This window comes from Mycobacterium marinum (assembly GCF_003391395.1).
Taxonomy (GTDB): Bacteria; Actinomycetota; Actinomycetes; order Mycobacteriales; family Mycobacteriaceae; genus Mycobacterium; species Mycobacterium marinum.
In genome coordinates, this window is the sequence record NZ_CP024190.1 from 3,636,229 (window position 1) to 3,659,213 (window position 22,985).

7 protein-coding genes and 1 pseudogene are annotated in these 22,985 nt (G+C 63.1%); 3 read left to right on the forward strand and 5 right to left on the reverse strand.

From position 1 onward, the window contains the following. On the reverse strand, positions 1-1,317 hold the full coding sequence (locus CCUG20998_RS15245) for a cytochrome P450 (RefSeq protein ID WP_082220036.1): 1,317 nt from the start codon (positions 1,315-1,317) through the stop codon (positions 1-3). Positions 1,318-1,388: 71 nt separating this feature from the next. Here CCUG20998_RS15245 and CCUG20998_RS15250 point away from each other — a divergent pair, with 71 nt between their 5' ends. The 3 genes and pseudogenes from CCUG20998_RS15250 to CCUG20998_RS15260 form a co-directional block, all read left to right on the forward strand. After that, positions 1,389-1,982: a TetR/AcrR family transcriptional regulator gene (locus CCUG20998_RS15250; protein WP_038582310.1), complete on the forward strand. Its 594-nt coding sequence runs from the start codon at positions 1,389-1,391 to the stop codon at positions 1,980-1,982. A gap of 73 nt (positions 1,983-2,055) precedes the next feature. Beyond that, positions 2,056-2,934, forward strand: a complete 879-nt coding sequence (locus CCUG20998_RS15255; RefSeq protein WP_319381973.1) for a TetR/AcrR family transcriptional regulator — start codon at positions 2,056-2,058, stop codon at positions 2,932-2,934. Between the two features lie 947 nt (positions 2,935-3,881). Next, a pseudogene (locus tag CCUG20998_RS15260) lies at positions 3,882-4,159 on the forward strand (IS256 family transposase); the annotation flags it as partial. Between the two features lie 80 nt (positions 4,160-4,239). Here the strand turns inward: CCUG20998_RS15260 and CCUG20998_RS15265 are convergent. The 4 genes from CCUG20998_RS15265 to CCUG20998_RS28515 form a co-directional block, all read right to left on the reverse strand. Next, positions 4,240-4,470, reverse strand: a complete 231-nt coding sequence (locus CCUG20998_RS15265; RefSeq protein WP_012394844.1) for an MbtH family protein — start codon at positions 4,468-4,470, stop codon at positions 4,240-4,242. Between the two features lie 291 nt (positions 4,471-4,761). After that, complete coding sequence (locus CCUG20998_RS15270) at positions 4,762-7,620, reverse strand: MMPL/RND family transporter (protein WP_012394845.1); 2,859 nt, start codon at positions 7,618-7,620, stop codon at positions 4,762-4,764. Next, entirely contained in the window at positions 7,617-8,024 is a 408-nt protein-coding gene (locus CCUG20998_RS15275) for an MmpS family transport accessory protein (RefSeq protein ID WP_020729374.1), read from the reverse strand. The genes CCUG20998_RS15270 and CCUG20998_RS15275 overlap by 4 nt, the downstream gene beginning before the upstream one ends. A 135-nt stretch (positions 8,025-8,159) precedes the next feature. Next, on the reverse strand, positions 8,160-22,880 hold the full coding sequence (locus tag CCUG20998_RS28515) for a non-ribosomal peptide synthetase (protein WP_479687394.1): 14,721 nt from the start codon (positions 22,878-22,880) through the stop codon (positions 8,160-8,162). Positions 22,881-22,985 lie beyond the last annotated feature (105 nt).

Genomic DNA, 22,985 nt, shown 5'->3' on the forward strand with positions numbered 1-22,985 from the left:
TCATTCCCCTCGAAGGTCCGGGGGTTCGGTCGTTGCCGGGCGGGCGCGGTGACCGTGGCAGGCGAACTCGGTTGTCGCAGTGTGCGCGCGCTTATCAGTGGGGGCGCTGACTGCGGTCTGAGCGTGGTTAATCGGCGACCAGGTGATGGGCAGCGACAGATAGCCCCGGATGGGGCCGGATCGTAGCCGTTGGGCGGAATCAACATCGACGTCCCAGTCGGGCACCCGCGCGAGGAAGGCCCGCAGGGCGCTGCGGGCCTCCATGCGGGCCAGGGCGGCGCCGAGGCAAAAGTGGACTCCGCGACCGAATGCCACTTGGTGTTCGGGTTTGCGGTCGATGTCGAACGCATCCGGGTTGGCAAACACGCGTTCGTCGCGGTTGGCTGACCCGAACAGCAGCAAAACGGTATCGCCGCGGCGCATTGTCGTGTCGTGCAGTGTGATGTCGTGGGTTAGGGTTCGGGCGAGTCCTTGGGCGGGGGAGTCGTAGCGGAGTAGTTCTTCCACGGCGGCGCCGAGCAGTGTGGGGTCGCCAACGAGCCGATGGCGGGTTTCGCGGTGGTGGGCCAGCACCACCGCGGCGTTGCCGAGCAGGTTGCTGGTGGTCTCGTGGCCGGCGATGAGCAGCAGCAGGCAAAACCCGAGCAGCTCGTCGTCGGTGAGCTGCTTGCCGTCGATCTCGGCGCGCACCAGTGCCGACATCAGGTCTTCGCGCGGCCTGCGGCGGCGTTCGGCGAGGAAGTCGGCGAAATAGGCATACACCGCCGCGGCGGCGGCCAGGCCTGCACCGGTGTCGCCGCGGATGGGGTTGGACTGGACCAGGGCAGCCGACCAGCCCCGGAACTGTTCGCGGTCCTCGCGGGGCACGCCGAGCAGATCAGCGATGACGATCGCCGGCAAGACACCGGCGAAATCTTGCACAAAGTCGGCCCTACCGGAGCCGTCGAGCTGGTGGCACAAGTGGTCGGCGAGATTCTCGACGGTGTCGTTGAGGGCGCCGATGCGCCGCGGGGTGAATGCTTTGCTCACCAACGCGCGTAGCTGATCGTGGCGGGGCGGGTCCATCAGAATCATCATGGGCAGAAACGAGTCGATGAAATCCGATCCCGGTGGGGTCGGGAACACGCCGTCGACCGAGGAGTAGCCGTGGTGATCCAACAGCGCATTCGTCACGTCGCGGTGCCGACTGAGCACCCAGGTGTTGGCGCCTGCGGCGCGATACACCGGGGCCTCGTCTCGCAGCAGCCGGTAGGTGGGATAGGGGTCGTCGATGATGTCGGGGTCGAACGGGTCGTAACGAATCTGCACCTGTGGCATCGGCAACTCCATACCTCGAATACAGGACTATAGTCTATACTAGGAGTCTAAACTCAATGAATAGGAAGTCAATGCGCGAGGTCCCTGCCCAGATAGCCGAACGGCTTCCCGCCGCCGCCGCTCTGTTCGCCGAGCGCGGCCTCAACGACACCAAGATCGAAGACGTCGCCGCCGCCACCGGCATCGCTAAAGCCACCCTGTACTACTACTTCGCGGGTAAAGAAGACATCCTGACGTTCCTGCTGGAAGACGTCCTACACCAACTGACCGACGAGGTGAGCACCATCGTGGGCGCAGAGGGCACCGGCATCGACCGCCTCCACGGCGTGATCACCGCACAGCTTCAGATGATGGCGCAGCGCCCCGCCGTTTGCCGCGCGCTGATCGGAGAGCTCGGTCGCGCCGCGCGCATACCGGTCATCGCCGACATGATCAGCGCCGCCTACCTAGAACCCGTCGAGGCCCTGCTTCGCGCGGGGGCCGCCGACGGCTCCCTGGTCGCTGTCGACAACCCGAGGGCTGCAGCCATCGCGCTGTTTGGTGCCGTTACCACCAGCGCCCTCACCGTCCTCGTCACCGATGACGCATTCGACGAGGACCTCATCGCCCGCGCCATCGACGATGTGGCATTCACCGGCCTGCGACCAGGAAAATCCCGACAATAAATGACCCCAGCAAATCCGAGGATCATCGCCGCGCCCATCGCAACAGCCGGACAGAACGACTCGTGCGCACTCGGTGCGAGCCGAACTTGGCCACCAGGCCCAACCCCGCTCAGGGCTGCGTCGCCCGACAACCACACCCATAGGCCGGCTTCCACCGGCCCCGTCGCCAACACACCTTGCCCAGTTTCATAGGCCCGTTGAGTTCAGGAAGGAGATCACCACGGTTTCGAGGGGGCCCGGGCGGCCCCGCGCAGCGAAAGCTGGAGAGACGCGTGAACGCATCATCCGGGCGGCGCGTGAAGTCTTCAGCGAAGTTGGTTACGACGCCGCCACTTTTCAGGAAATCGCAATTCGAGCAGATCTCACGCGGCCGGCCATCAATCACTACTTCAAGAGCAAACGCCTGCTCTATCGCGAGGTAGTTGCGCAGACCAACGCAACAGTCGTTCGTGAAAGTGCTCAGAAGGTGTTCGAAGCCAATACGTTCACAGAACAGCTAGACGCCATCGTCGAGGGCGCGATGACGTGGTTCGCCCAGGACCGCTCGGCGGCGACGTTTCTGATCACCTCAATACTGGAGTCGCGGGGTCACCCCGAGTTGTATCAAGATGAGCACGACGCGGTGAGGAACACCCGCGCGTTCCTCGCTCGGATGATCAACGAAGCGATCCAGCGCGGCGAAATCGCTCCCGCCAGCGACACCCCCGTGGAGTCGTTGGTGGAGCTGATCATCGCGATGATGTGTGGCTTGGGCTTCTATGCCGGTTTCGTCGGCACGCACGAAGACCTCGAGAACATCACCCCCTCCTTTTCGCCAGCTGATTTCCGGAAGGCTGTGGGAGCGCGTATCGCGCGGCGAATTCGGCTCGACCGGCCCACACGCCGCACACGCACGTCAGCGCGAATAATCCACCAAAACGATTGCAGCGCAATTGTTTCCGATACACTGTAAACCGAATCAGCCTGGGTGCGAATTTCTAGAAATCCGACCATTGCGCAGGACATCAGCGACGGTGTTCTTCTGGTTAGGGGCCTGGCGGACCTTTTGTCGATGTGTTCGCGTCGGTTGGTGTGGGTGGGCGCTGGCGAAGTTACCGGCGGGAGGTCGAGTCGAGCAAGACCCAACTCTGCCCACGGCCAACTCACCCCCACTCAATTCGCCCTACAATTGACCACGACCCACCAACCCAAGCCGCATAGCGACTGGACCACCAAACGGGTCACCTTCAGGTGCTATGCCGCTTCCCCGTTGCCATGATCTTGTCGAGCCTTCCTGCCCACAGCGTGGGCCGCTGCAAGGCTCTCATAAGCCATGGATCCCAATCGGGTTCAGGCCAGCTATTTTCGACAGCGTGCGCCGGAAACCGCTGACGTCGCAGTAATTCCGGCATTCGCGCTTCAACATGTCTACAGAAATCAGCAATGGTCGCCCTGGGCGATGCCATGAGCAATGATCAGAACCTGTGCGTGCGAAGCGATGTCGCGTGTGTGAGTGAACTCGTGAGTAGGAGGTCGGTGGTGCCGGTCGCGTAGTTCTCGGTTGGTGTTCGTGACCGATCCCCGCTCCGACGTGCGTCGACTGGTCCTGCCTGGTGCGAAGCCCAGGGAAGGAACCTAAAGGCCTCCGTTTCCATCCGGAGGAGCGACCGGGAGGGGAAGGCCGGACAGGCGAACGTAAGTGACCCCTTGATGACGCCTGGTTATTTGAAGCTCGGGCAGACGGGATGGGAAACCGGTTGGGAGGACCTGGCCAGCCACGGCGCACCAATGCGCCAGGGCTACCGGACATGAGCTTTGGCGAGGGGGCGTGAAAGTGGGCGCGCCTTCCCGTGGATGACCTGAAAGTCCAGAAACTCTGATCAAGACCGGCGTTGGCGCGCTGGTTGGGAAGTTACGCCCGTGCTCACCGTAGTTCACGATGCCGCGGAGGCCAACGACACGGCCGCCGATCATCGGTCGTTGCTCGATGAGATCGTCCGCGACGGTGCTCGGCCGATGCTGACCGCCGCACTGCAGGCCGAGGTCGCCGCCTACGCGGCCCGGTTCGCCGACCAACTCGACGAGACGGCCACCGCCTGGTGGTGCGCAACGGCTATCACCAGGAGCGCGAGGTGCTGACCGCGGCGGGCGCGGTCAAGGCGCACGCGCCGCGGGTCAAGGATCGTCGTGTAGATGCGCAAGCCAAATATCCAGCCGCCCCGCGTCAGCGGAAGGGCGCGCTCACCAATGTCCATCCGACCGGCGCGGACCCGATGACCTACGCTTCAACGGGCCGGTCCTGAGCTAACCTCTCGCGCAGACTCTTCGGCCGGATATCGGGCCAGTTCTGTTCCACGTAGTCCAGACACGCAGCGCGCGCTGCCTCACCGAAGACCACCCGCCAGCCCGCCGGTACCTCAGCGAATGCCGGCCACAGGCTGTGTTGCTCCTCGTCGTTAACCAAGACGAAGAAGGTGCCGTTCTCGTCGTCGAATGGATTGACGCTCACGGTGCTTCCATCCCCTATTTCTCGCTACTTCAACTCGAAAATTGCGTTCAGACTATCCAGCGCCGAGTGGCCGGTCCGGTTCGGCTGATGTGTGTGTCGTAGTTGGCGTTATGCAAGCTTCCTCGGCACATTGTATCCGTGTTCGGTATCTCACCGAGCTTTTTCCGGTAATCCCTGACGACATGGACACCACTACGCGTTCGCACAGAGGGGTCAATCGGGGTGCGGTGCACCTATGGGTCGATTATCGAACTAGCCAGTCCGCCATATGATTCGGCCTCCATTATCGGATCAGGCTTGCGGCCGCACCGGCCGTGCCCGAGCGGGTCGGGTCCGTACATTGATCGGCCACCAGAACCACCGGCCGAGCAGCGCCGCGATGGAGGGCACCATGAACGACCGCACGATCAGCGTGTCAAACAGCAGGCCGAGCCCGATGAACGTCCCGATCTGACCGATGGTGCGCAGATCACTGACCACCATCGAAGTCATCGTAAAGGCGAATACCAGACCTGCCGCCGTCACTACACTGCCTGCTCCACCCATCGCGCGGATGATCCCCGTCTTCAGCCCGGCCGGCATCTCCTCTTTGAACCTGGCCACCATCATCAGGTTGTAGTCCGCGCCGACCGCCAACAGGATGATGACAGCCATCGACATCACCATCCACTGCAGCGGCAGACCCACGATGTACTGCCACAGTAGAACCGAGAGTCCAACGGATGCGCCCAGCGATAGCAGCACCGTGCCCACGATCACCATCGCGGCGACCAGACTCCTCGTGATCAACAGCATGATCGCGAAAATCAGGCAGACCGTGGCGATCACCGCGATTACAAGATCGTATCGAGTACCTTCCGACAGGTCGTGGTAAACCGAGGCAGTTCCGCCCAGTGACACCTTGGCATTCTCCAGCGGGGTTCCCTTGAGCGCCTCGATCGCCGCCAATTTGATCGGATCCACCCGCGATATCCCTTCTGCCGACGCCGGATCACCGCGGTGCGAGATGATCATCCGCAATGACTTGCCGTCCGGCGAGATGAACAGATCCATCGCGCGCCGGAAGTCGGGATTGTCGAAGACCTCAGACGGCAGGTAGAAGGAGTCGTCGTTGCGCGCCGCGTCGAAAGCCTTACCCATTTCGGCTGCGCCGTGGCTCAATTCGTCCATCTGGCGGTACATGCCGGACATGGTGCTGTGCATCGTCAGCATCATCTGCTGCATGCTCTCCATGGTTGCGATCATGGGGGGGAACTGCGCGATCATCTCCGGTATCAGGGCGTTCAAGTCGGTCATACCCTTGATCATCCGATCCATCTGGTCGGTCATCGCGTCGATCCCGTCGACGGAATCGGACACCGACCGCAGAGCCCAGCACACCGGGATGTCGAAGCAGTGCGGCTCCCAGTGGAAGTAGTTGCGGATCGGTCGGAAGAAATCCTCGAAATCCGCCAGACTGTCCCGCGCGTCGCGAACGGCGGTCTGCATGTCATCCATGTCGACGACGAGACCGTCGCCCACTCCGGCCATTCGGGACATCGAAGCCTGCATCCGCTTCATGATCGCCACCGTGTTGCCCAACGACTCGGCCTGAGCTTTCATATCGTCGATGCGGTCAAACATCAACTTCATGTTCTGTTGTAGACCGACGCCCTGCATACTCATCATGAAGGGTATCGAGGTGTGCTGGATCGGTGCACCATCCGGCCGGGTGATCGCCTGCACCCGCGCAACACCTGGCACGCGGAAAATGGCTTTGGCGAGCTTGTCGATCACCAGGAAGTCAGCCGGGTTGCGCAGGTCGTGGTCGGCCTCAACCAGCAGAACCTCAGGATTCATCCGGGCCGCCGAGAAGTGCTGCTCGGCGGCCGCATAGCCCGCATTGGCCTCAATATCGCCGGGGATGTATCGGCGATCGTTGTAGCTGGGTTGGTAGAACGGCAGTGCTATCAGTCCGACCAGGGCCGCCGCCAGTGACGCGAGCAGAATCGGTGCGGGCCACCGCACCACCGCGGTTCCGATGCGCCGCCAGAAGCGAATTCGTATGGCGCGCTTGGGCTCCAGCAGGCCGAACCGACTGGCGACGGTGACCGCAGCCGGGCCCAGGGTCAACGCAACACTCAAGGCCACCAGCATGGCTACTGCGGTCGGCACGCCGAGGCTCTGCAAATACGGCATTCGGGTCAGGCTCATACACAACGCGGCGCCGGCGATCGTCAGCCCCGAAGCCAACACAACGTGCGCAGTGCCGTGCCACATCTCGTAGTACGCCGATTCGCGGTCGACCCCCGCGGCGCGCGCTTCCTGGTAGCGGCCGATCAAAAAGATCGCGTAGTCGGTCCCGGTCGCGATAGCCATGGCGACCACGAGGTTGACCGCGAACGTTGACAGCTCGACGACCCCAAGATAGCCGATCACGGCGGCGACACCGGTCGCCGCCGACAGCTGAATACCGACCACACCGAGCAGCACCAGAACGGTTGGGACCGACCGGAAGAAGAACAACATCAGCACGATGATCACCGTGAACGTAGCAATCTTGATCGTTCTGACCGTGCGTTCAGCAGAGTGGATCAGGTCCGCCTGCAGTGCCGCCGGACCGGTGACATACACCTTCACACCGGGCGGCGGCGGGCGCGCATCCACAGCCGCCCACACCGCCCCGACCGACTCGTTGGCCAGTGTGTCGCCGATGTTCCCGGAGAGATACAGCTGAAGGTAGGCGGCCTTGCCGTCCGGGCTCTGAGCGCTGCCTTCGGTCAGCGGATCACCCCAGAAGTCCTGGACATTCTGGACGTGGGCGGTGTCGGCCCGCAGTCGCGTCACCAGGTCGTCGTAGTACTCGTGAGCATCGGCCCCCAGCGGTTGTCGACCCTCGAGGAGGATCAGCGCGACGCTGTCGGACCTGGACTCGCCGAACACCCGGCCCATCTCCTTTATCGCCTGCAGTGACGGGGCGCCGGCGGGATTCATCGACACCGAGTTATCGGCCGCGACTTGTTGAAGCGAAGGAACCAGGATGTTGATGAGGACGATGATCGCCAGCCAACCCAACATGATCGGGATCGCCAGGCGACGGATCCAGCGCGCCAGCAATGCGGGCTCGGTGCGCACCTCTCGCGACGATGGGCGAAACACCCGGGTGATCACGCGGACTTCGCAATGCAATACACGTATGCACTCACGGCACTGGAGGTCCGTTCATCCTTGACCTCGCCGTCAGACGAGATACGGCAGCCGAGGAAATCGCTGTTTCCCTGCGCGATGATGTTGGCCACCATCGACGGTGCGTCCGTTTCGACCTCAATCGACCAGGGCAGTGCGACGTCGTTGAGCTGCTGAGCTTCGCCGGCCGGGTCCATGTAGTTGATGTCGGCGATGGTGCCTGGTGCGCCGAAGATCTCGTATCGCACGCGCTTGGGGCCCGAGCTGCTGACGTTACCCGCGGGCGTGCTATCAGCGTAGGTCGGCAGCTGCTGCGAGCCGAACATCCCGCGAACCCGCGACACCGCGAAACCACCGACGGCAAACACCACCGCCAACACCAGCGGCAACCACGCTCGTTTCAGAACGGTGACGATCTCAGTACCCCCCGCGTGGCCCGGCTGGCATCAAATGAGGCTACCTGAGCGGATTTCCCCTTCGTCGTAGTGCCGCACGACACAGTCATGGCGACGGTTCTATCGGATTCATGCTTTTAGCATCTGATCTAGAATCCGGCCGATCATAGCCATTGGCCCGGGCAGATCCATGCCGGCATGTTCGCCTTCAATGTAGTGTGCAGAAACATTTCCCTTCAAGTGAGGTGACCATTCCTCCAGATATTGCTCCCTCGACCACTTCTCGTCGATCGTGGGTATGAACAATACAGCAGGGCCTTCATAAATTGGCGATACAAAGTCGTTCAATATTTCTATTGTATTCTTCGTCATCACAGCAAGCGTTTCCGCGAATAATTTATATTCAGGACTATCGACCGAAATATTTTCATCACGCTCTTTGGCCCAGGCCTCCAGCGCACTGTGAAAACCACTTTCAGAGGCGACCTCGGATTCAGATAGCGCTACCCGGGTATTCTCATTTGCCGGTGCGGAGGCGATCAGTGCCAACAGTGCGACTTCGTGTCCGCGGTTCTGGAGCTCTGCCGCTATTGCATGGGCCACGACCCCCCCAAAGGACCAACCCAACAGGAAGAACGGACCCTCTTTCTGGATATCTAATATTCGCTCAAGGTAGTCATTCACCATGGTGCGCACCGATGCGGTGAACTCTGCCGTGTGATAAAAATTCCATGCCTGAAGTCCGTAGATCGGCCGGTCATCGACGTGGTCGAGGAGCCCACGATAAGACCAGCTCAGTCCGAATGCCGCAGAGGGGCACCAAATCGGTGGTCTAGTTCCACTCAGGCGAATTGGCAATACCATCGCAAACGGGTCCACAAATTCGGATTCGCATCCTTGGGAGAGCCATTCGGCTAGCTCGGCAACGGTAGGAGCGTTGAACACCGCTGGGATGGGAACCTCAACGTTGAGCTCCGCGCGGATCCGCGCCACCAACCGCGTCACCGACAGCGAATGCCCACCCAGATCGAAAAACCTGTCATCGATGCCCACCTGAGCGACGCCGAGTACCTCGGCGAACAAGCCCGCCAACACCGCTTCACGCTGATCACGCGGTCCGCGGTAGGCCGCCGTGCTGGTGAACTGCGGGGCCGGCAGCGCGCGCCGATCCAGCTTGCCGTTCGCCGTCAACGGCAACCCCTCCACCACCATCACCGCCGCCGGCACCATGTACTCCGGCAACCGCTCCCCCACCCACCGACGCACCTCGTTGGCCAACTCGATCGCCGAGGGGTCATTGACGTAACCGGCCAAAGAACCGATCGGCGCGCCGGACAGATACAGATCCGACAACGCGGGCAGCGGTTGAGCATCAAGCGAATCGACGAGCAACACGTCCATCAGACCGGGAGTCGAGGAGAAGGTCACCGCGACGCTGTATCCGGCTTCTCGCCCAAGCTGATGCAAGTGATGTGGCAACACCGCATCCGACGGGGAAAGGTCTGCACCTATCTGGCTGACCAGCACGCGGTCACCGGCCTGGGCCAGCGCGTGAGCCATCGCCACATCCGGCCATACCGCCTCGTGGGGTATCCCGCTAACCCGCAACCCCGCCGGGCGGTGCTCCTGCAAATACTCACCCAGCGCAGCCGGACCGCCAAACCGTTGCCACGGCAAGGCCGAAAGACCCGCCAACGACCGAACCCCTACCGGCCCTTTACGCAGCACCACCTCATAGCGGTAACAGCTGAGCTCGTTGACCGCCTGCATCCGCTTGAGCTGTATGTCCACCGCCGCGATATCGGGCAGATACTGCGGCAGGGCGGAAAAGAATTCCGGCGCCAACAACAGTTCTTGCTCGGCAAGCATCTCCCTACGCACCCGCTCACGCATCACCGCGGCAGCATCGTTGGCCCCGGCGGTGCCGGTGCACAGCACCTTGGTGGTAAACGCCCTCAACAACCCCAGACTGCGCACATCACCGATAAACAACGCCCCGCCCGGCGCCAACAACCGCATCGCCACCGCCAGCACATCAAGCAGATACCCCGCGCTCGGGAAGTACTGGATCACCGAGTTGAGCACCACCACGTCGAAATGGCCCGCCGGCAACCCCTCGGCGCTATCGGCAGGCTGCACCCGTAACCGCACCCGATCACCCCACGGCCGCGACGCCACCGCCGCCTGCAACATCTCAATCGTCGACGCAGAAAAGTCGGTACCCCAATACTCCACACAGTCGGGGGCAAGCTGGGCAAGCAACAACCCCGTACCGACACCGATCTCCAAGACCCGCCCCGGACTCAACCCCACGATCCGCTCCACCGCGGCCGCACGCCATTCACCCATCTGTTCCAGCGGGATCGGCGCCCCCGTATAACTGCTAACCCAGCTCCGGAAGTCCTCCCCCAACACCGCCGGCACCTGCGACGTCAACCCCGAATACACCCCGCCCCACACCTGTCCCCACTGCTGCACCAGCCCGGCCTCTCGCGGTGCCTCGCGCGCGAGCGTCACCTCCCGATCGGGCACGATATAACCCACCAACTGCTTCTCGCCGATGCCCCCACCGGTATCGGTGGTGGTGGTATGGGTGCTGACCGCTGCCTGGGCCACCCGCGGATGAGCCGCTAGCACCGCTGCAATTTCACCTGGTTCAACGCGGAACCCGCGGATCTTGACCTGATCATCGGCGCGGCCCACAAACTCCAACACCCCTGAGCTGTTCCAGCGCACCAAATCCCCGCTGCGATACATCCGCGACCCAGCAGGCCCGAACGGACACGCCACAAACCGCTCCGCGGTCAACCCCCCCCGACCCCGATACCCCTGTGCTAGCTGCGCACCGGCGATATACGCTTCACCAGCCACCCCCACCGGCACCGGACACAACCCCGCATCCAACACAAACACCTGACAGTTCCACTGCGGAGCACCGATCGGCACACTGTGAACATCAGAGGGGCTGGTCCTCCAGGTGGTGGTTGTCACCGCCTCGGTTGGCCCGTACGCATTGTGCAGTGCTGCATCGCATACGGTGGTGAATGCTTGTGCTGTTGTTGGTGGTAGCGCTTCGCCGATCACGAACACATCGCGCAGTGATACCAACGCATCGTGGGGTGCTGAGGCGCAAAACACCGACAGCATTGATGGCACGAAGTCGGTCAGCGTGACCCCGCGCGAATGTATCGTTTTCGCTAGATATTGGGGGTTCCCCTGCTCATTCGGGGCGGCCAGCATGATTTGGGCACCTGAGATCAGTGGCACAAAATAACCCCACAGCGACACGTCGAACGTTGCGGCTGTCTTCTGCAGATACACATCTTTGGGTCCGACTGCATAGTGAGCGCGCATCCACAGCACGTGATTGACGATGGCGGCGTGGCTAACAGCCACACCCTTGGGTTGGCCCGTGGAGCCCGACGTGAACATCACATAGGCGGTATTGTCCGGGCGCAATGACCTCACCCGATCGGCATCGGTGATGGGATCGGCCGAAAACCCTGAGACATCAACCTGATCGATCTCGATCACGCGCGCACCGACCGCTGCATCAAAACGATCACCGGATGTGGTTAGCACGCACACCGGATCAGCGGTTTTGATCACATACCCGTTGCGTTGGCTGGGCTGGTTCGGGTCAATCGGCACGAACGTCGCACCGGCCTGCACGACTGCATACATCCCCACCACCAACTCAATGCTGCGACGTATCGCCAACCCCACCACCGCCTCCGGTCCCACACCGGCAGCAATGAGGAACCTGGCCAAACGGTTGACCCGCGCAGCCAACTCGCGATAGGTCAGTGTTTGGTGGTCGTCGTGGAGAGCGGGGGCGTCGGGTGTGCGGGTGGCTTGGGCGCTAAACAGTTCGGCGATGGTGGTTTCGGGTATGGCGGTGGCGGTGTCATTGCACTCGACCAGCAGCCGTTGACGTTCGGCAGGGTCGATGATCTCGATCAGATCGATCCGTTGTTGGGGGTTGGTGGTGACGATGTCGAGGATGTGGAGGTAGGAGGTGGCGAACTTTTCGATGGTGTCGCGGTCAAACAGGTCGGTGGCGTATTCGATGGTCCCGGCGAGTGGTTGGGGGTCTTTGGTGGGCGAGGGCAGATCGACCAGATTGATGAACAGATCAAACTTGGCGGTGTGGGTGGGTGCGGACAGCACTTCGATGCCCAGCCCGGGGAAATCGATGGCGGGAAGGGGGTTGTTTTGGAACGCGAACGATACTTGGAACAGGGGGTGATGCGCGGTGGAGCGTGACGGGTTGAGCAGTTCCACCAGCCGCTCGAACGGGGCGTCTTGGTTCTCGTAGGCGGCCAACGCTTTATCGCGGACCTGTTCGAGTAGTTCACCGAAGCTCGGGTTGCCGGAGGTGTTGACCCGCAACACCCAGGTGTTGACGAAAAACCCGATCAGATCGTTGAGCGCATCATCGGTACGTCCGGCGATCGGCCCGCCGATCGTCAAGTCGTCACCGGCTCCGAGTTTGTGCAGCAGCACCATCAACGCGGCTTGCAGCACCATCGAGGTGGTGGTGCCGCTCTGGCGGGCCAACGCCTCGATACGTGTCCGCAGTCCCGCGTCGATGTTCAACGCGACCTGGTCGCCGCGGAATGATTGTTGTGGGGGGCGGGGTCGATCGGTGGGCAGCGCAATGTGTTTGGGTGCATCAGCCAGTTCGGCGCGCCAATAAGCGAATTGGTGGGACAAGACGCTGTCGGGATCGTCCTCGCTGCCCAGGACCTCTTGTTGCCACAGAGTGTAATCGGCGTACTGCACCGCCAGCGGCGCCCAATCCGGGGCCCGCCCAACAAGACGCGCGGTGTAGGCGGTGGCCACATCGCGGGCTAACGGCACCAACGAAGCCCCATCGGCGGCGATATGATGAATCATCACCACCAACACATGCTCGGTGGGCGACACCCGCAACAACTCGGCCCGGATCGGGATTTCGGTGGCCAAATCGAGCCGATACCCCACAGCATCGATCGCCGCCGCAGCCAACCCCTGCGCAGCCACCTCGGTCACCACCACCGGCACATCAACATCCTCGACAGCCAAGACCTGCTGGCACGGAATACCGTCGCTCTCAGTGAACAGGGTGCGCAGACTCTCATGGCGGGCCACCACATCAACGATCGCCGCGCACAGCGCCACAGCATCGATCTCGCCGGTCAACCGCACCGCCAACGGAATGTTGTAGGTCGCCGACGGACCCTCATATTTATGCAGGAACCACAACCGAGTCTGGGCATAGGACAACGGCAACCGCGCCGGACGCTCCCGCGCCACCAACGCCGCACGCACCCGCGCACCGCCATGCACCGAAATCCATTGGGCGAGTTCAGCGACGGTGGGGGCGTTAAACACCGCCCGGATGGGGACTTCGACGTTGAGTTCGGCGCGGATCCGGGCGACGAGCCGGGTGACCGATAGTGAGTGTCCACCGAGGTCGAAAAACCGGTCATCAATGCCCACCTGAGCGACGCCGAGGACCTCGGCGAACAAGCCCGCCAACACCGCTTCACGCTGATCACGCGGTCCGCGGTAGGCCGCCGTGCTGGTGAACTGCGGGGCCGGCAGCGCGCGCCGATCCAGCTTGCCGTTCGCCGTCAACGGCAACCCCTCCACCACCATCACCGCCGCCGGCACCATGTACTCCGGCAACCGCTCCCCCACCCACCGACGCACCTCAACAGCCAACTCGGCATACTCATCGGCTGCGCCGGATGCGATCTCGGGGCCGGCGTCGGTTACTGACTCGGCCACGATGTAGCCCACCAACTGCTTGTCGCTGATGCCCTCAAGACCACCCGAGGTGCTGTAGGCGGCGACTGCTGCCTGAGCCACCCGCGGATGAGCCGCCAGCACCGCCTCGACCTCACCCGGTTCAATCCGAAACCCGCGGATCTTGACCTGATCATCGGCGCGGCCCACAAACTCCAACACCCCCGAGCTGTTCCAGCGCACCAAATCCCCGCTGCGATACATCCGCGACCCAGCAGGCCCGAACGGACACGCCACAAACCGCTGCGCGGTCAACCCCACCCGACCCCGATACCCCCGCGCCACCTGCGCACCGGCAACATACAACTCACCAGCCACCCCCACCGGCACCGGACACAACCCCGCATCCAACACAAACACCCGCACATTGCCCAACGGGCCACCAATCGGGGAGACGCCGCGCTCGGCGTCCTCGCTGGTGAGCTCCAGATACGTGGTATGCACCGTCGTTTCGGTGATCCCGTACATGTTGATCAAGGCCGGCGCCTGCTCACCCTGCCCCGGATACCAACCCCGTAACCGAGACGGGTCTAGCGCCTCCCCACCGAAAACCACCATCCGCAATGCGGAACTCTCTGCGCTAGCCGGAAGTTCGCGCTGCACACGGATCAATTCATAAAACGCCGACGGCGTCTGACTGAGCACCGTGATGCGCTCATCGACCACAAGCTGCCACAGTTCTCGCGGTGATCGCACCACCTCCCACGGCACCACCACAGCCTGGGCTCCGTGCAGCAGCGCTCCCCACAACTCCCACACCGAGAAGTCGAACGCCGGCGAATGACACCACGCCCACACATCGGTGTCGGTCAAACCACGCCACCACCCGAAACCGGTAAACAATGCCACCACGTTGCGGTGGGTGATGGCCACGGGTTTGGGGTGTCCGGTGGATCCGGAGGTGTACATGATGTAGGCCAGGTTGTCCGGTCCTGGCCCCAGGCTGTCCTGGTAGCAGTACCCGGGGGTGGCCTCGATCCCGCGGTCGGAGACCTCGGTGGTGTCGAGGGTGGTGTCGAGGATCAGCACAGCGACACCCGTGTCGGGCAATGTTGGGGCGGTGGGGGTGTCAGTGATCAGCAATTGGGGAGCGGCGTCGCTGAGAATGTAGGCGCTGCGCTCGCTGGGATAGTTCGGGTCGATCGGCAGGTACGCAGCACCGGTTTTCGCGATCGCCAGCAACGCAACCACCAACCGAGCCGAGCGGGGCAAAGCCACCGCAACAATAACTTCCGGACCTGCCCCACGAGCGGCCAAACCACGGGCCAAATCGGATGCCCGAACATCGAGTTCGCGGTAGGTCAGCGTCTCCAGATCATCGTGGACCGCCGCCGACTCGGGAACGCGAGCAACCTGCGCGCCAAACAGTTCCGCGATGGTGGTTTCGGGGATAGCGGTGGCGGTGTCATTGCACTCGACCAGCAGCCGTTGACGTTCGACAGGATCGATGATCTCGACCAGATCGACCCGTTGTTGGGGGTCGGTCGTGACGATGTCGAGGATGTGGAGGTAGGAGGTGGCGAACTTTTCGATGGTGCCGCGGTCAAACAGGTCGGTGGCGTATTCGATGGTCCCGGCGAGTGGTTGGGGATCTTTGGTGGGCGAGGGCAGATCGACCAGATTGATGAACAGATCAAACTTGGCGGTGTGGGTGGGCGCGGACAGCACTTCGATGCCCAGCCCCGGGAAATCGATGGCGGGAAGATCGTTTTGGAACGCGAATGATATTTGGAACAGGGGGTGATGCGCGGTGGAGCGTGATGGGTTGAGCAGTTCCACCAGCCGCTCGAACGGGGCGTCTTGGTTCTCGTAGGCGGCCAACGCTTTATCGCGGACCTGTTCGAGTAGTTCACCGAAGCTCGGGTTGCCGGAGGTGTTGACCCGCAACACCCAGGTGTTGACGAAAAACCCGATCAGATCGTTGAGCGCATCATCGGTACGTCCGGCGATCGGCCCGCCGATCGTCAAGTCGTCACCGGCTCCGAGTTTGTGCAGCAGCACCATCAACGCGGCTTGCAGCACCATCGACGGGGTCGTGCCGCTCTGACGGGCCAACGCCTCGATACGTGTCCGCAGTCCCGCGTCGATGTTCAACGCGACCTGGTCGCCGCGGAATGATTGTTGTGGGGGGCGGGGCCGATCCGTCGGCAACACAATATGTTTGGGCGCATCAGCCAACTCGGCACGCCAGTAGTCGAACTGCTGGGACAAGACGCTGTCGGGATCGTCCTCACTACCCAGGACCTCGTGTTGCCACAACGTGTAATCGGCGTACTGCACCGCCAGCGGCGCCCAATCCGGGGCCCGCCCAACAAGACGCGCGGTGTAGGCGGTGGCCACATCCCGGGCTAACGGCACCATCGAAGCCCCATCGGCGGCGATATGATGAACCACCACCACCAAAACATGCTCAGTGCTCGACACCTGCAATAGCTGGGCCCGGATCGGGATTTCGGTGGCCAGATCGAACCGATACCCCACGGTGTCGGCGGCCGCCGTGATCAACTCGTCAGAGGTCACTTCGGTGACGGTCACCGGCACGTCGAGGTCTTCGGCCAGCAGGACCTGTTGGCAGGCGATGCCGTCGGTTTCGGTGAACAGGGTGCGCAGACTTTCATGGCGGGCCACCACATCAACAATCGCCGCGCACAGCGCCGCAGCATCGATCTCGCCGGTCAACCGCACCGCCAACGGAATGTTGTAGGTCGCCGACGGACCCTCATATTTATGCAGGAACCACAACCGAGTCTGGGCATAGGACAACGGCAACCGCGCCGGACGCTCCCGCGCCACCAACGCCGCACGCACCCGCGCACCGCCATGCACCGAAATCCATTCGGCTAGCTCGGCAACGGTAGGAGCGTTAAACACCGCCCGGATCGGAACCTCAACGTTGAGCTCCGCGCGGATCCGCGCCACCAACCGCGTCACCGACAGCGAATGCCCACCCAGATCGAAAAACCGGTCATCAATGCCCACCTGAGTAACCCCGAGGACCTCAGCAAACAACCCCGCCAACACCGCTTCACGCTCATCACGCGGCCCCCGATACACCGCCGCACCACTAAACTGCGGAGCCGGCAACCCCCGCCGATCCAGTTTCCCGTTCGCCGTCAACGGCAACCCCTCCACCACCATCACCGCCGCCGGCACCATGTACTCCGGCAACCGCTCCCCCACCCACCGACGCACCTCAACAGCCAACTCGGCATACTCATCGGCTGCGCCGGATGCGATCTCGGGGCCGGCGTCGGTTACTGACTCGGCCACGATGTAGCCCACCAACTGCTTGTCGCTGATGCCCTCAAGACCACCCGAGGTGCTGTAGGCGGCGACTGCTGCCTGAGCCACCCGCGGATGAGCCGCCAGCACCGCCTCGACCTCACCCGGTTCAATCCGAAACCCGCGGATCTTGACCTGATCATCGGCGCGGCCCACAAACTCCAACACCCCCGAGCTGTTCCAGCGCACCAAATCCCCGCTGCGATACATCCGCGACCCAGCAGGCCCGAACGGACACGCCACAAACCGCTGCGCGGTCAACCCCACCCGACCCCGATACCCCCGCGCCACCTGCGCACCGGCAACATACAACTCACCAGCCACCCCCACCGGCACCGGACACAACCCCGCATCCAACACAAACACCCGCACATTGCCCAACGGGCCACCAATCGGGGAGACGCCGCCTTCGGCGTCCTCGCTGGTGAGCTCCAGATACGTGGTATGCACCGTCGTTTCGGTGATCCCGTACATGTTGATCAAGGCCGGCGCCTGCTCACCCTGCCCCGGATACCAACCCCGTAACCGAGACGGGTCTAGCGCCTCCCCACCGAAAACCACCATCCGCAATGCGGAACTCTCTGCGCTAGCCGGAAGTTCGCGCTGCACACGGATCAATTCATAAAACGCCGACGGCGTCTGACTGAGCACCGTGATGCGCTCATCGACCACAAGCTGCCACAGTTCTCGCGGTGATCGCACCACCTCCCACGGCACCACCACAGCCTGGGCTCCGTGCAGCAGCGCTCCCCACAACTCCCACACCGAGACATCGAACGCCGGCGAATGACACCACGCCCACACATCGGTGTCGGTCAAACCACGCCACCACCCGAAACCGGTAAACAATGCCACCACGTTGCGGTGGGTGATGGCCACGGGTTTGGGGTGTCCGGTGGATCCGGAGGTGTACATGATGTAGGCCAGGTTGTCCGGTCCTGGCCCCAGGCTGTCCTGGTAGCAGTACCCGGGGGTGGCCTCGATCCCGCGGTCGGAGACCTCGGTGGTGTCGGGGCTGGTGTCGAGGGTGGTGTCGAGGATCAGTACAGCGACACCCGTGTCGGGCAATGTTGGGGCGGTGGGGGTGTCAGTGATCAGCAGTTCGGGAGCGGCGTCGCTGAGAATGTAGGCGCTGCGCTCGCTGGGATAGTTCGGGTCGATCGGCAGGTACGCAGCACCGGTTTTCGCGATCGCCAGCAACGCAACCACCAACCGAGCCGAGCGGGGCAAAGCCACCGCAACAATGGCTTCCGGACCTGCCCCACGAGCGGCCAAACCGCGGGCCAAATCGGATGCCCGAACATCGAGTTCGCGGTAGGTCAGCGTCTCCAGGTCGTCGTGGACCGCCGCCGACTCGGGAACGCGAGCAACCTGCGCGGCAAACAGTTCCGCGATGGTGGTTTCGGGGATTGCGGTGGCGGTGTCGTTGCACTCGACCAGCAGCCGTTGACGTTCGACAGGATCGATGATCTCGACCAGATCGATCTGTTGTTGGGGGTTGGTGGTGACGATGTCGAGGATGTGGAGGTAGGAGGTGGCGAACTTTTCGATGGTGTCGCGGTCAAACAGGTCGGTGGCGTATTCGATGGTCCCGGCGAGTGGTTGGGGATCTTTGGTGGGTGAGGGCAGATCGACCAAAACGATGGCCAGGTCGAATCTGGCGGTGTGGGTGGGTGGGTTCAGTATTTCGATGCCCAGCCCCGGGAAATCGATGGCGGGAAGATCGTTTTGGAACGCGAATGATATTTGGAACAGGGGGTGATGCGCGGTGGAGCGTGATGGGTTGAGCAGTTCCACCAGCCGCTCGAACGGGGCGTCTTGGTTCTCGTAGGCGGCCAACGCTTTATCGCGGACCTGTTCGAGTAGTTCACCGAAGCTCGGGTTGCCGGAGGTGTTGACCCGCAACACCCAGGTGTTGACGAAAAACCCGATCAGATCGTTGAGCGCATCATCGGTACGTCCGGCGATCGGCCCGCCGATCGTCAAGTCGTCACCGGCTCCGAGTTTGTGCAGCAGCACCATCAACGCGGCTTGCAGCACCATCGACGGGGTGGTGCCGCTCTGACGGGCCAACGCCTCGATACGTGTCCGCAGTCCCGCGTCGATGTTCAACGCGACCTGGTCGCCGCGGAATGATTGTTGTGGGGGGCGGGGCCGATCCGTCGGCAACACAATGTGTTTGGGCGCATCAGCCAACTCGGCACGCCAGTAGTCGAACTGCTGGGACAAGACGCTGTCGGGATCGTCCTCACTACCCAGGACCTCGTGTTGCCACAACGTGTAATCGGCGTACTGCACCGCCAGCGGCGCCCAATCCGGGGCCCGCCCAACAAGACGCGCGGTGTAGGCGGTGGCCACATCGCGGGCTAACGGCACCATCGAAGCCCCATCGGCGGCGATATGATGAACCACCACCACCAAAACATGCTCAGTGCTCGACACCTGCAATAGCTGGGCCCGGATCGGGATTTCGGTGGCCAGATCGAACCGATACCCCACGGTGTCGGCGGCCGCCGTGATCAACTCGTCAGAGGTCACTTCGGTGACGGTCACCGGCACGTCGAGGTCTTCGGCCGGCAGGACCTGTTGGCAGGCGATGCCGTCGGTTTCGGTGAACAGGGTGCGCAGACTTTCATGGCGGGCCACCACATCAACAATCGCCGCGCACAGCGCCGCAGCATCGATCTCGCCGGTCAACCGCACCGCCAACGGAATGTTGTAGGTCGCCGACGGACCCTCATATTTATGCAGGAACCACAACCGAGTCTGGGCATAGGACAACGGCAACCGCGCCGGACGCTCCCGCGCCACCAACGCCGCACGCACCCGCGCACCGCCATGCACCGAAATCCATTGGGCGAGTTCAGCGACGGTGGGGGCGTTGAACACCGCCCGGATGGGGACTTCGACGTTGAGTTCGGCGCGGATCCGGGCGACGAGCCGGGTGACCGATAGTGAGTGTCCACCGAGGTCGAAAAACCGGTCATCAATGCCCACCTGAGCGACGCCGAGGACCTCGGCGAACAAGCCCGCCAACACCGCTTCACGCTGATCACGCGGTCCGCGGTAGGCCGCCGTGCTGGTGAACTGCGGGGCCGGCAGCGCGCGCCGATCCAGCTTGCCGTTCGCCGTCAACGGCAACCCCTCCACCACCATCACCGCCGCCGGCACCATGTACTCCGGCAACCGCTCCCCCACCCACCGACGCACCTCGTTGGCCAACTCGATCGCCGAGGGGTCATTGACGTAACCGGCCAAAGAACCGATCGGCGCGCCGGACAGATACAGATCCGACAACGCGGGCAGCGGTTGAGCATCAAGCGAATCGACGAGCAACACGTCCATCAGACCGGGAGTCGAGGAGAAGGTCACCGCGACGCTGTATCCGGCTTCTCGCCCAAGCTGATGCAAGTGATGTGGCAACACCGCATCCGACGGGGAAAGGTCTGCACCTATCTGGCTGACCAGCACGCGGTCACCGGCCTGGGCCAGCGCGTGAGCCATCGCCACATCCGGCCATACCGCCTCGTGGGGTATCCCGCTAACCCGCAACCCCGCCGGGCGGTGCTCCTGCAAATACTCACCCAGCGCAGCCGGACCGCCAAACCGTTGCCACGGCAAGGCCGAAAGACCCGCCAACGACCGAACCCCTACCGGCCCTTTACGCAGCACCACCTCATAGCGGTAACAGCTGAGCTCGTTGACCGCCTGCATCCGCTTGAGCTGTATGTCCACCGCCGCGATATCGGGCAGATACTGCGGCAGGGCGGAAAAGAATTCCGGCGCCAACAACAGTTCTTGCTCGGCAAGCATCTCCCTACGCACCCGCTCACGCATCACCGCGGCAGCATCGTTGGCCCCGGCGGTGCCGGTGCACAGCACCTTGGTGGTAAACGCCCTCAACAACCCCAGATTGCGCACATCACCGATAAACAACGCCCCGCCCGGCGCCAACAACCGCATCGCCACCGCCAGCACATCAAGCAGATACCCCGCGCTCGGGAAGTACTGGATCACCGAGTTGAGCACCACCACGTCGAAATGGCCCGCCGGCAACCCCTCGGCGCTATCGGCGGGCTGCACCCGTAACCGCACCCGATCACCCCACGGCCGCGACACCACCGCCGCCTGCAACATCTCAATCGTCGACGCAGAAAAGTCGGTACCCCAATACTCCACACAGTCGGGGGCAAGCTGGGCAAGCAACAACCCCGTACCGACACCGATCTCCAAGACCCGCCCCGGACTCAACCCCACGATCCGCTCCACCGCGGCCGCACGCCATTCACCCATCTGATCCAACGGGATCGGCGCCCCCGTATAACTGCTAACCCAGCCCCGGAAATCCTCCCCCAACACCGCCGGCACCTGCGACGCCAACCCCGAATACACCCCGCCATACACCTGTGCCCACTGCTGCACCAGCCCGGCCTCTCGCGCCGCGTCGCGCGCGAGCGTCACCTCCCGATCGGGCACGATGTAGCCCACCAACTGCTTGTCGCTGATGCCCTCAAGACCACCCGAGGTGCTGTAGGCGGCGACTGCTGCCTGAGCCACCCGCGGATGAGCCGCCAGCACCGCCTCGACCTCACCCGGTTCAATCCGAAACCCGCGGATCTTGACCTGATCATCGGCGCGGCCCACAAACTCCAACACCCCCGAGCTGTTCCAGCGCACCAAATCCCCGCTGCGATACATCCGCGACCCAGCAGGCCCGAACGGACACGCCACAAACCGCTGCGCGGTCAACCCCACCCGACCCCGATACCCCCGCGCCACCTGCGCACCGGCAACATACAACTCACCAGCCACCCCCACCGGCACCGGACACAACCCCGCATCCAACACAAACACCCGCACATTGCCCAACGGGCCACCAATCGGCACCGACCCGCCATCGAGTCCATCCGCGGCAGTAATCGGATACATCGTCGCGGCAACGGTGCCCTCGGTAGGCCCATAGGCGTTGACAATGGTCAGCTGTGGATGGGCGACCAGCACCTTGCCGACTGCCACCGGCGACAGCACATCACCGCCGGTGACCAGGTGATCCATCTGCTCAAGGCAGTCCGGGGTTTCGTCCGCCAACTGATGCAACAATGCGGTCGGCACGAACATAGATGTCACGCCGCGGTCGGTGATGAGCCACCGTAGGGCCGCCACGTCCATTTGGCCCGCCCACACCACCAGAGCATTGCCCCTGAGTAGCGCCGGCCACACCTCAAGCACCGAGGCGTCAAACCCTGGCGACGCGGCCATCGCGACCCGGCCCTGCGCAGCTCCTTGCAGCCAGCCGCACAACACCGCCATATTAATCACGTTGTGATGGGTGATGGCAACGGCTTTGGGGTGTCCGGTGGATCCGGAGGTGTACATGATGTAGGCCAGGTTGTCCGGTCCTGGCTGCGGGCAGTCCCGGTCGCGGTGCGCGGGGGTGGCCTCGATCCCGGTCTCGGCGCCATGGTGCGCAACCTCGCTGGTGTCGAGGATCAGTACAGCGACACCCGTGTCGGGCAATGTTGGGGCGGTGGGGGTGTCAGTGATCAGCAGTTCGGGAGCGGCGTCGGTGAGAATGTAGGCGCTGCGCTCGCTGGGATAGTTCGGGTCGATCGGCAGGTACGCAGCACCGGTTTTGGCGATCGCCAGCAACGCAACCACCAACCGAGCCGAGCGGGGCAAAGCCACCGCAACAATGGCTTCCGGACCTGCCCCACGAGCGGCCAAACCGCGGGCCAAATCGGTTGCCCGATCATCGAGTTCGCGGTAGGTCAGCATCTCCAGGTCGTCGTGGACCGCCGCCGACTCGGGAACGCGAGCAACCTGCGCGGCAAACAGTTCCGCGATGGTGGTTTCGGGGATTGCGGTGGCGGTGTCGTTGCA

Bases quoted from the DNA above. Each gene is read 5' to 3' on its own strand.
- CCUG20998_RS15245 (WP_082220036.1), bottom strand. From the start codon at position 1,317: ATGCCACAGGTGCAGATTCGTTACGACCCGTTCGACCCCGACATCATC.
- CCUG20998_RS15250 (WP_038582310.1), top strand. From the start codon at position 1,389: ATGCGCGAGGTCCCTGCCCAGATAGCCGAACGGCTTCCCGCCGCCGCC.
- CCUG20998_RS28515 (WP_479687394.1), bottom strand. From the start codon at position 22,880: ATGCTGACCTACCGCGAACTCGATGATCGGGCAACCGATTTGGCCCGC.